The organism is Anaerolineae bacterium (genome assembly GCA_013178015.1).
In the GTDB taxonomy this organism is placed as follows: Bacteria; Chloroflexota; Anaerolineae; order DRVO01; family DRVO01; genus Ch71.
Genome location: JABLXR010000013.1, coordinates 22,502 through 33,015, shown reverse-complemented (window position 1 = coordinate 33,015; position 10,514 = coordinate 22,502). Strand labels below are relative to the sequence as shown.

Here is a 10,514-nt window from a genome sequence, read left to right as displayed (position 1 = left end):
GCCTTATCCGGGGGCCTCTTCTGGGGCTGTTCGGGTGACCGGGACGAGGTGTCGGTAGTGCCACCTGATCTGCCACACTCGCCAGGCGGCCTCCAGCTTCACCGGCACGGTCATCTTGGACCGACCAATGCGCCGGTCTTCGAAATGGATGGGTACCTCCAGTACCCGGAACCCCAGGCGCTGGCACAGGTAGGCCATCTCCACCTGGAAGATGTACCCGCTAGATCCCACGGCGGCAAGGTCTATGGCTTCCAGGACCTGACGCCGGAAGCACTTGAACCCCGCCGTAGCGTCGCGCACCTTGAGCCCCAGGATGAGCCGGCTGTAGCACCGGTTGGCCCACCAGGACAGCAGGTAGCGCCAGAAGCTCCACCGTTCGTCAGTACTGCCGCCGCAGACGTAGCGCGATCCCACCACTACGTCGTAGCGGCCGGCTTCCTCCAGTAGGCGGGGCACGTACGCCGGCGAATGGGAGAAGTCGGCGTCCATCTGGATGACGTAGTCGGCTCCGGCGTTAAGGGCGTGCCGGAAGCCAGCCACGTAGGCGGTGCCCAGGCCCAGCTTGCCCGCTCGGTGCATGACCTCCACCCGCCCAGGGTGCGCTTGGGCCAGGGAATCGGCGATGGCTCCCGTCCCGTCGGGCGAGGCATCGTCCACCACCAGCACCTTCAGGCCAGCTAGACCCAGCGAGAGAAGTTGCTCCACCAGAGCAGCCAGATTCTCGGCTTCGTTGTAGGTCGGGACGACAACATAGACGGTCAGGGGATCAACCTCGCGCGGAGTGCTGGGGCGATTATAGCCTAGACGCAGGGGATAGGGAATAGGGAGTAGGGGATAGGTTACAGGGGATAGGGGCTAAAGGCTAGGCCATAGGGGATAGGGGGATGGACCGGCGCCGACTCTCCCCCTGTAACCTGTTCCCTATAACCTATTCCCTACGACCTATAACCTACTCCCAGGGCTTGAGCAGGATCTTGGCGTGCTCAGGAGAGGCCGAAAGCTCGAAGACTTCCTGTATCTGGCTCATGGGAAGCACGTGGCTGACCAGCAGGTCCAGGAGGGGCGAACGGCGGATCACCTGGATGATGTCGGCGAAGTGCTTCAGGTTGTAGTGCCAGGAGCCATAGAGGGTAAGGCCCTGGCGCAGCAAGTCAGGGCTGGCCCGGAGGTGTAGCTCCTCGCTGCATTCACCCACGAAGGCGACTCGCCCCTTCCGCTTGGTGGCCTCGAGACATAGCCTCTGGGCGGCCACGGTGCCGGAGCAGTCAAGAGAGCAGTCTACCCCCCGGCCATCGGTGAGGTGCCGCACCTGGTGGAGCGTATCGGGATCGGCTGGGTCGAGAACTGCCTCGACGCCCATGGTCCGGGCGCGCTCGGCCCTCCAGAGATGAGATTCCACCGCGATGACGCGCGCTCCGCGAAAGAGGGCGTTGACCACCGCGCCCAGACCGACGGGGCCCAACCCGGTGATGAGGATGGTGTCGAACGCTGTCAGCTGCAGGAGTGCCATGGCGCCGAAGGAGGGCCCCAAGGCGCAGCAGGCGAGCGATGCCTGCTCGTATGACAGGTCATCGGGGATGGGAAGCAGCAGCCAATCCTGCTTGAGGAGGTACTGGGCCATGGTGGCGCTGCCCTCTCGACTTCCGTGCGTCTGCTCGAAGTCAGGGGCGTCTTGACAGTGTATGTAGTCTCCGGAGAGGCAGAGGTAGCAGCGGCCGCAGCCTGCGAGGGGCATGGCTACCACCCTATCCCCCACCTTGACCCGGCCGGGCTGGGCCACCTCGACCACCTCGCCGGCGGCCTCGTGCCCCAGGTATTCGTGTCGGCCTCCGGCGAGGAAGGCCTTGTACTCGGTACACATCGGGGCGACGTGTACCTTAACCAGGGCCCACTCCCCCCGCGGGCGTGGGTCGGGCGCCTCTACCAAGGACGCCTGTCGCTCTCCGGTAATGATGGCCTTCTTCATGCCTGTCCTCCCCCAGGGAAATGCGAGCGGCACCGGAGCAATGTACACCCTGCAGACAGCGGCTTCCAGCGGTCCGCCCGGTCGGAGTGGCGGCGGGTGAGAGCTGCTTACGCAATCATTGGCTAGAACTGGCACGGCGGCGTCAGGCGGGGCTGGGCGGAGCTTGGGAGGGCCGGACAGAGGCTGCCTCGCCCGTGACGCCTATGGGCATCAGCATGCTCGCGGCGGCGCGACCCGAGGCACCGCCGGTCGGGTTGACATGAGGGCAGGTGGGCAGTAGAAGGAAGCTGGTCGTGAGCGTCGCGCCGGGACGCCCAGGGCTTCCGGCCGGCTGTTGACCCGGTCGGATCGAGGGACTGGCTCGGTGCACTTGCGGGGCGCGACGGCGTGCCCCCCGCGGGGGGTCTGTCTGGGTTAGCGAGGAGTTGGCGATGCGTAAGGCAATGTTGTGGGTGGGGGGTTTGCTCCTGTTGCTCGTGCCGGCCATGGCGGCCTGGCTGGCGGGCCCCCTAGTGCCTCGGACCGCGCCTCTGTGGGTTTGGGCCCAGGAGCGGCCGACTCCGCTCTTCATCCTCCCTTCATCGGAGGAAGCCGATCTGGCCCGGCGGGGATTCGAGCGGGCCCATCGCCTGGGGTGCCTTAGCTGCCATTCCACCACCGGGCAGAGAATCCTCGGTCCCAGCTTTCTGGGCTTCTTCGGCAGCGTCGTGGTCCTCCAAGACGGCAGCGTGGCCTGGGTGGACGAGGAGTACCTGCGGGAGACGATCTTGGACCCGGGCACGCACGCAGTGGTGGGATTCCCCGGAGACATCATGCCGGATTACTCGGCGGTCATTGACGAGGAGGGTCTCACCGCGATGATTGCCTTCCTGCGCAGCATCGGGGCGGCCAGGTATGAGCTCCCGGCCCTCACCCCTCCTATCCCCTCGCCCACCTTCCCCCCGGGCCAGGCTGCCGGCCCGGGCGTGGCTCAGCCTACTCCGGGATTCTCTCCCGGCGGCCGCGCGGGCTACCTCAACCTGCTGCGCTACGACTGCCTCAGGTGTCACAGCTTGGATGGGGCGGACTCCCTGGGGCCCACTTTCGTGGACCTGTATGGCCGAAGGCGCTCTCTCGAGGATGGCAGGACGGTGCGAGTCCTTGGCAGCTACCTCAGGACAGCCATTCTGGATCACGATGCCCAGATAGCGGAGGGCTATCCTGCCGGGCTGGTGCCTTCTTACGAGGGCGTGTTGAACGAGGCCCAGGTCAGTGCCATCATTACCTTCCTGCGGGAGTTCGCCGAAGGGGCAGCAATCGAGACCCTGCCCATGCTGGCGCCGCCGTTCCGGGCGGTCACGCCACCGGCAACCCCAGCGACTCGGTGATGTCCGGCTCTTCTCCAGCTGTCACCCGAGGCGCGGGTGGCGTCCGTGCCCAGGATGGCTATTCCGGACCGGTCGGGATGAGCGAGTTGGCGGCGTGGTCTCAGGAGGCGCGGCGCGGGCCAACTGGCCTTGGCCGGGCCGCAGCACGGCCCGGCCAAGGCTCTCGTGCTCCCACCTTGCCGGTCTCAAGCGCTAACGGCGGAGGGCTCGATCAGTACTCTATGCCCATCTGGGCCTGGAGGCCTCGGTCGTAGGGGTGCTTGAGGCCGCGCATTTCAGTGACTAGATCGGCGAACCGGATGAGTGGCTCGGGGGCGCCCCTGCCCGTGATTATCAGGCTGGTGAACGGGGGACGATGGCGCGAGATCCAGGCGAGGACTTGGTCCAGGTCGAGCCAGCCGCAGGTGAAGGCGTAGGTCATCTCATCCAGGATCACTAGGTCGTAGGCTCCGGAGGCGATTCGCCGCTGAGCCAGCTCCCAGGCCTGACGCGCCTTGGCGGCCGCCAGTTCGCAGTCCTGAGTCTGCCAGGTGAAGCCGGCGCCCATGGTGTGCCACTCGATGCCCAGCCGGCGGGCGGCGCGGACCTCGCCCCAATCGCCGCCGTCGCCCTTGACGAACTGGATGACGCAAGTGCGCCAGTCCCAGCCCCAGGCACGGAACAGGGCTCCGAGAGCCGCCGTCGTCTTCCCCTTGCCGCAGCCGGTGAATACCATGACAAGCCCCGTCCTCTCGGCGGCCTCACCGGAATCGGTGTCCCTTTGTGCTGCCACGATGCCTCCCAGGGTGCGGCTGCCGCTGGGCCGCCGACGAGGGCGCCAAGGGGGAGAAAGCGAACCCCTTGTCGCCGCGACAAGGGGATGCGAGAGGGTCGGGAGTGTAGGTACCGACCCTAGGCGGCGAGCGCGCCTGCGCTCGCGCTCGCACTCTCCTTTCGCGGGTTCGTGCGGAGCCCGATAGAGGCGGGCGACCTGGCTTGGCCGAGGGTAGGCTCGACCTTACAGTTGCGCGACAGCGCCGGACTTGCACCGGCTTCGCCATTATGCCCTGGCATCCGGGCCGGGGGCACCTCTACGGCAGGCCTATGCAGTTGACGGGAATCTTAGGTTGGGGAGCCTGAACGGTCAATTCGGCATGCTCCTTCGGTAGCCAGGCGGTGACGGGTTCGAGCAAGTGGCGTGCCGGCAAGTGTAGGCATTCTCCTGCATGGCTCATAGACAATTCTTATACTAGTTGAGACAGGAAGGTGTTGACATGCGGTACCGGTGCCGCTATACAGACAGCATGTCAATTATGGTGAGTGGCTACGCCGGATGAACAACGCCTACCTCTTGAGAGCGGCAATCGGCTCCAAGATGATTTCATCTGGAGTAGGCTGAACCTGCCCGGTTCCCGGAGCTGCCACGTACACAGTATCCCCTGGCAGCCCAGTCGGTGCCACTCCCCTGACCGCTAACACGCTCTGCACGGCGCCAGCAGACAGGTGCGCCTTCCTGGCTGTGTGTCTGAGTGTCGTGGCCGCATCGCATCCCGCGGTATGGACGTTATGCTCCTTCGCCTGTCCCACGGGAGAGTTGGAGTTTTGGAGAGGAATGAATGGAGACCGTGGTTATTGCTGCAGTTGTTGGCTTTCTGGCCCAAATGGTTGACGGCGCGCTGGGCATGGCGTACGGAGTCACCTGTACCACCTTCTTGCTGGCTATGGGAGTGCCGCCGGCGGCGGCCAGCGCCAGCGTTCATACCGCTGAGGTCTTCACCACGGCCGTCTCCGGGGTTTCCCACTGGCGACTCGGCAACGTGGATCGGGCGCTGTTCTGGCGCCTGCTGGCGCCAGGGGTGCTGGGAGGTGTGATAGGGGCGTACATACTGGTCTCGGTGCCGACCGATGTCATCCGCCCTGTGGTGGCCGTCTACTTGGCGGCCATGGGGTTGCTCATCCTGGTGAAGGCACTGCGGCGCTACCAGCCCAGGCCGAATCTCGGCGCGGGAGTGGTGCCGCTGGGTCTTCTGGGCGGCCTCTGTGATGCCATCGGTGGAGGGGGCTGGGGCCCCATCGTCACCTCGACCCTAGTGGCCCGGGGTGGCTCGCCGCGAAAGACCATCGGCTCGGTGAACTCGAGCGAGTTCTTCGTCACCTTGGCTCAGTCGGTGACCTTTCTTCTGGCCATCGGCTTGACGGGATGGCAGGTGACGCTTGGTCTGCTGCTGGGTGGGGTGGTGGCGGCGCCCTTGGCGGCGCTCGCCTGCAGCCGCGTCCCTGCCCGGGCGCTGATGGCCGCTGTTGGCGTGGTGATTCTCGTCCTGAGCCTGCGCACCATCGGCACCACCCCCGTGGTGGCAGCCCTACTTGCCGGAACCTAGACTACCCTAGCCTGGCGCTAGCTAACGAGGGCAACCTCGGAGACGGGCGAACAGGACTTGAGACAGAGGTAAGGTCAAAGTGGAGACAACAGACAGACAATCCGTACTCATCTCCCCCTATGGGGGCAAGCTAGTGGATCTCACCGTGGCCCCGGAGGAACGGGAGGAGCTGAAGGCCTACGCTGGCCGCCTGCCCTCGCTGCAACTCTCGGACCGCGCCGCCTGCGATCTCGAGCTTCTGGCTGTCGGTGCCTTCTCGCCCCTGGACCGGTTCATGAGCCGGGAGGACTACCAGCGGGTGCTTGATGAGATGCGGCTCACCAGCGGACACGTGTTCGGTGTGCCGATCACGCTCCCCGTCGGGCCGGACGACAACCTTCGGCTGGACGAGGACGTGGCCCTGCGCAACGCCAAGAACGAGCTGCTCGGGGTGCTGACGGTAGAGGAGATATATCCCTGGGACCGGGAGGAGGAGGCGCAGAAGGTCTTCGGCACCACCGACCTTCGCCATCCCCTGGTGGCGGAGATGCACCGCTGGGGATCGCTCAACGTCTCCGGGCGGTTGCGCATCATCGCCCTGCCCCGGCACTACGACTTCTGTGACCTCCGGTTGACGCCCCAGCAGACCCGAGCCCGGCTGGAAGCCATGGGCCGCCCCAACGTGGTAGCCTTCCAGACCCGCAATCCCTTGCATCGGGTGCACGAGGAGCTCACCAAGCGGGCGGCGGCCGAGGTAGACGGAGTCCTGCTGCTGCACCCCGTGGTAGGGCTCACCAAGCCCGGCGACGTGGACCACTTCACCCGGGTGCGCGCCTGTAAGGCCTTGGTGCAGCGCTACTACGACCCCGATCGCATTCTCCTGGCGCTGCTTCCCCTGGCCATGAGGCTGGCTGGACCGCGCGAGGCTCTGTGGCACGCCCTCATCCGCCGCAACTATGGGGCCAACCACCTTATCGTGGGCCGCGACCACGCCGGCCCGGGCGTTGACTCTCAGGGCCGCCCGTTCTACGGCCCCTACGACGCCCAGGAGTTGCTCAGCCAGTACAGCGATGAGCTGGGAGTGCGCATGGTGCCCTTCCGGGAGCTGGTGTACCTGGTGGAGGAGGGGCGCTACGAGGAGGTCTCTCGGGTGCCCGTGACAGCCAGAACTGCCTCCATCTCGGGCACGCAGGTGCGGGACGAGTACCTCAACAACGGCCGCGCTCTGCCTGACTGGTTCACCCGGCCCGAGGTGGCCGAGATCCTCTCCGAGTCCTACCCGCCCCGGCACCGTCAGGGGGTGTGCGTCTGGTTCACCGGCCTGAGCGGCTCGGGCAAGTCCACCACCGCTGAGGTGCTCACCACCCTGCTGCTGGAGCACGGACGACAGGCCACCGTCCTGGATGGGGACGTGGTGCGCACCCATTTGTCCAAGGGGCTGGGTTTCAGCAAGGAGGACCGCGACACCAACATCCGTCGCATCGGCTTCGTGGCCTCTGAGATCGTGCGCCACGGCGGCGTGGTCATCTGCGCCGCGGTGAGCCCGTACCGGGCCACCCGCAACGACGTGCGCAACATGGTCGGTGCCGACCGGTTCGTCGAGGTGTTCGTGGACACGCCCCTGGAGGTGTGTGAGGCAAGAGACTCCAAGGGGATGTATGCCGCTGCCCGGCGAGGGGAGATCAAAGGCTTCACCGGCATAGACGACCCCTACGAGCCCCCCGAAAACCCGGAGATTCGCCTGGATACCGTCAGCCACACAGCTGAGGAGAATGCCTTACTGATCCTGGACTACCTGAAGCGCGCCGGCCTAGTGCGGGCGCCGGAGAGCATCCTCGGCAGAGCATCCGAGGCCGTGGCCGAATCGGCCGGAGGAGAGTGAGATGGCCGGCCGCGAACGACGGGTGCTGGTGATCGGCCTCGACTGTGCCGATCCCGGCCTGGTTTTCGGTGCCTGGCGGGAGGATCTGCCCAACCTTCGCCGCCTGATGGAGTCGGGAGCTTACGGTCCCCTGGAGACGTGCCACCCGCCCATAACCGTACCCGCCTGGAGCTCGATGATGTCCAGCCGGGATCCCGGGCAGCTGGGCTTCTACGGGTTCCGCAACCGGGCCGACTACTCCTACGACGGCATGCGTATCGCCAACTCCACCGCCGTGAAGGCGCCCCGAGTGTGGGACCTGGCGGAGCGGGCGGGCCTGCGCTCGGTGCTCGTGGGAGTGCCTCAGACCTATCCCCTTCCTTCGGTGACAGGCTGGGCCATCAGCGACTTCCTGACCCCGCCGGGGGCCAGTGATTGGGCCCGGCCGGCCGAACTTGCCGATGAAGTGGGTGAGCTGCTCCAGGGGGAGCCCTACGAGTTCGACGTGCGCGACTTCCGCACGGAAGACAAGGATGGGCTGCTGGAGTCCATCTACCGGATGACGGACAAGCGGTGGCGGGTGATACGGCACCTGGCCAGCAGCAAGCCCTGGGACTTCTTCATGCTGGTGGAGATGGGCATTGACCGCATCCACCACGGGTTCTGGAGCTTCATGGACCACCGCGACCCGCGCTTCCAGCCGGGCCACCGGTTCCAGCACGCTATCCGGGACTACTACGTGTACGTGGATCGCCGGATCGGCGAGTTGCTGGAGTTGGTGGGCGATGACGCCTGGGTGATGGTGGTCTCGGATCACGGAGCCCAGCGGATGGAGGGCGGCTTCGCTGTCAACGAGTGGTTGATACGGGAGGGCTACTTGGCGCTGGCCGACCGGCCGGAGGGCGCCGTCGAGCTCAAGCAGTGCCGGATAGACTGGCCTCGCACCCGCGCCTGGGGGAGCGGTGGCTACTACGCCCGCGTGTTCATGAACGTTGCCGGCAGAGAGCCCGAAGGGATCATCCCGGCCGATCGGTACGAAGAGGAGCGCGACCGGCTCAAAGCTGCCCTGGAGCACACTGCGGGGCCGGACGGGCGCCCTCTGGGCACTGTAGCCCTCAAGCCAGAGGAAGTGTACCGGGAGGTGAACGGCATTGCCCCCGACCTGATCGTCTACTTCGGCGGGCTGGCGTGGCGCTCCGTGGGCAGCATCGGTCACGGGGACGTGTACACGGTCGAAAACGACACCGGGCCGGACGACGCCAACCACTCGCGCTTCGGCCTCTGCATCATGCGCGACCCGGAAGCGTCGCTCGGGGGCCGCGAGATGGCCGGCCTACACATCGAGCACGTGGCGCCCACCCTGCTGACGTGGTTGGGCCTGGAGGTGCCTGCCGATATGGTGGGCGCCCCCGTCATCCAGCCTCGTGCCGCCGAGGCACCTGAGGGCGACCCTGGCCCGGGAACGTGCCCATCTGAGTCGGAGGGGCGCGACGGCTCAGGGTACACCGAGGAAGAGGAACGCCAGATATCCGATCATCTGGCGGACCTGGGGTATCTGTGATGAGCCTGCTGCAGCGCCTACGACGCCCCCGGGCCAGGCGCCGGGTCTGCTGTATCGGCCTGGACGGGACGCCCCACGGGCTGCTGCTCCGGCTGTTGGCCCAGGGCGCCATGCCCAACTTCGCCCGGTTGGCCCGAGAGGGCAACCTAATGCGCATGCGCAGCGTCCACCCCTGGGTCTCGTCCGTAGCCTGGACTACCTTGCAGACGGGGGTCAACCCGGGCAAGCATGGCGTCTTCGGGTTTGTGGATCGCCATCCGGACACCCTGAAGCCTTTCATTCCCCTCTCCGACAAGGTGAAATGGCCCTCGCTCTGGGACGTGGTCGGGCAGGCGGGCAGGCAGGTGGTGGTGCTGAACGTGCCAGTGACCTATCCCGTACGTCCGGTGAACGGGGTCCTGGTGGCCGGCTTCCTGGCCCCCACCCTCAACGAGCGGGCGGTCTACCCTACTGGCCTCCTGCCCCGGCTGGGGGAGATGGGCTACCGCATAGATAGCGACGCCAAGACGGCTAGGGCGGGCCGCCGCCAGGCTCTCGAGGACCTGGAGGACGCGCTGGAGAAGCGGACGCAGGCCTTCCTGTACCTGATGGACAGCCAGCCCTGGGACCTGTTCCTGGGCGTGCTGATGGAGACGGATCGGCTGCATCACTTCTTCTTCGACGAGGTGAGCGAAGACGGGCCGGTGCAGTCGCCGGCTTTCCTGAGCATCTACGGTAGAGCGGATCGGTTTCTGGGCCAGGTGCTGGAGCGGCTGGGCGACGATGACGTCCTGGTGGTCCTCTCCGACCACGGCGCCTGCGCCATCCGCCAGGAGGTCTACTACAACCACTGGCTGGCCGGCTCCGGCTACCTACGCTACGCCCAGACCCCTGCGCGCAGCATTGCCGACCTGGACCCACAGTCGGTGGCTTACGGGATGGACCCGGCCCGCATCTTCGTCAACCTCAAGGGGAGGGAGCGGGACGGCAGGGTGTCGCCCGGCGAGGACTACGAGCGGGCCCGGACGGAGCTGATCGAGGCCGCCGAGGCCCTGGAGATCGGCGACGGCGATGGGCCGGTGCGTCCGGTGGTGCGGGCCTATCGGCGGGAGGAGATCTACTCGGGCCCCTACGTAGAGCAGGCCGCCGACATCATACTGGCTCCCAGAGAGGGCTACGACCCCAAGGGAGCCTTCTACCGCGAGTCGCTGACCGGACGCGATGGGGCTCTGGTGGGAATGCACAGCTACGACGACGCGTTCGTCTACCTGAGCGCCGGCGGGGCGAGGCGCGAGAGTGCCGATCTGGTGGACGTGACGCCTACCGTCCTAGAGCTGATGGACGTCCCCGCTCCGGCGGGCCTGGACGGCACGCCGTTGGTGTAATCGGCAACGCGGTGGCGTCGTGCCGATGCGACTGGTCCGCCGTGCGCTGGTGGAGG

Annotated in this window: 8 protein-coding genes and 1 riboswitch; of the genes, 5 read left to right on the top strand and 3 right to left on the bottom strand. The window is 66.5% G+C overall.

From position 1 onward, the window contains the following. Positions 1 to 3: 3 nt before the first annotated feature. Together HPY83_06495 and HPY83_06490 are read right to left on the bottom strand one after the other, a co-directional pair. Positions 4 to 762, bottom strand: a complete 759-nt coding sequence (locus HPY83_06495; GenBank protein NPV07597.1) for a polyprenol monophosphomannose synthase — start codon at positions 760 to 762, stop codon at positions 4 to 6. A gap of 187 nt (positions 763 to 949) precedes the next feature. Continuing rightward, complete coding sequence (locus tag HPY83_06490; protein ID NPV07596.1) at positions 950 to 1,966, bottom strand: zinc-binding dehydrogenase; 1,017 nt, start codon at positions 1,964 to 1,966, stop codon at positions 950 to 952. 431 nt (positions 1,967 to 2,397) lie between these two features. On the opposite strand from HPY83_06490, the gene HPY83_06485 reads away from it, so the two are divergent. Beyond that, complete coding sequence (locus tag HPY83_06485; protein NPV07595.1) at positions 2,398 to 3,333, top strand: hypothetical protein; 936 nt, start codon at positions 2,398 to 2,400, stop codon at positions 3,331 to 3,333. A gap of 211 nt (positions 3,334 to 3,544) precedes the next feature. Here HPY83_06485 and cobO read toward each other — a convergent pair whose 3' ends face one another. Then, positions 3,545 to 4,105: a cob(I)yrinic acid a,c-diamide adenosyltransferase gene (gene cobO / locus HPY83_06480; GenBank protein ID NPV07594.1), complete on the bottom strand. Its 561-nt coding sequence runs from the start codon at positions 4,103 to 4,105 to the stop codon at positions 3,545 to 3,547. 170 nt (positions 4,106 to 4,275) lie between these two features. Continuing rightward, positions 4,276 to 4,420, bottom strand: a riboswitch (cobalamin riboswitch). Positions 4,421 to 4,928: 508 nt separating this feature from the next. On the opposite strand from cobO, the gene HPY83_06475 reads away from it, so the two are divergent. From HPY83_06475 to HPY83_06460, 4 genes are all read left to right on the top strand, one after another. Continuing rightward, the gene (locus HPY83_06475; GenBank protein ID NPV07593.1) at positions 4,929 to 5,693 is read left to right on the top strand and encodes a sulfite exporter TauE/SafE family protein; all 765 of its coding nucleotides are present in this window, start codon (positions 4,929 to 4,931) and stop codon (positions 5,691 to 5,693) included. Between the two features lie 79 nt (positions 5,694 to 5,772). After that, positions 5,773 to 7,554: a bifunctional sulfate adenylyltransferase/adenylylsulfate kinase gene (locus tag HPY83_06470; protein NPV07592.1), complete on the top strand. Its 1,782-nt coding sequence runs from the start codon at positions 5,773 to 5,775 to the stop codon at positions 7,552 to 7,554. Between the two features lies 1 nt (position 7,555). Beyond that, positions 7,556 to 9,094 carry a phosphodiesterase gene (locus HPY83_06465; GenBank protein NPV07591.1) on the top strand — a complete coding sequence of 513 codons (1,539 nt, stop codon included), beginning with the start codon at positions 7,556 to 7,558 and terminating at the stop codon, positions 9,092 to 9,094. Continuing rightward, entirely contained in the window at positions 9,094 to 10,458 is a 1,365-nt protein-coding gene (locus HPY83_06460) for a hypothetical protein (protein NPV07590.1), read from the top strand. Before HPY83_06465 ends, HPY83_06460 begins: the two co-directional genes overlap by 1 nt. Positions 10,459 to 10,514 lie beyond the last annotated feature (56 nt).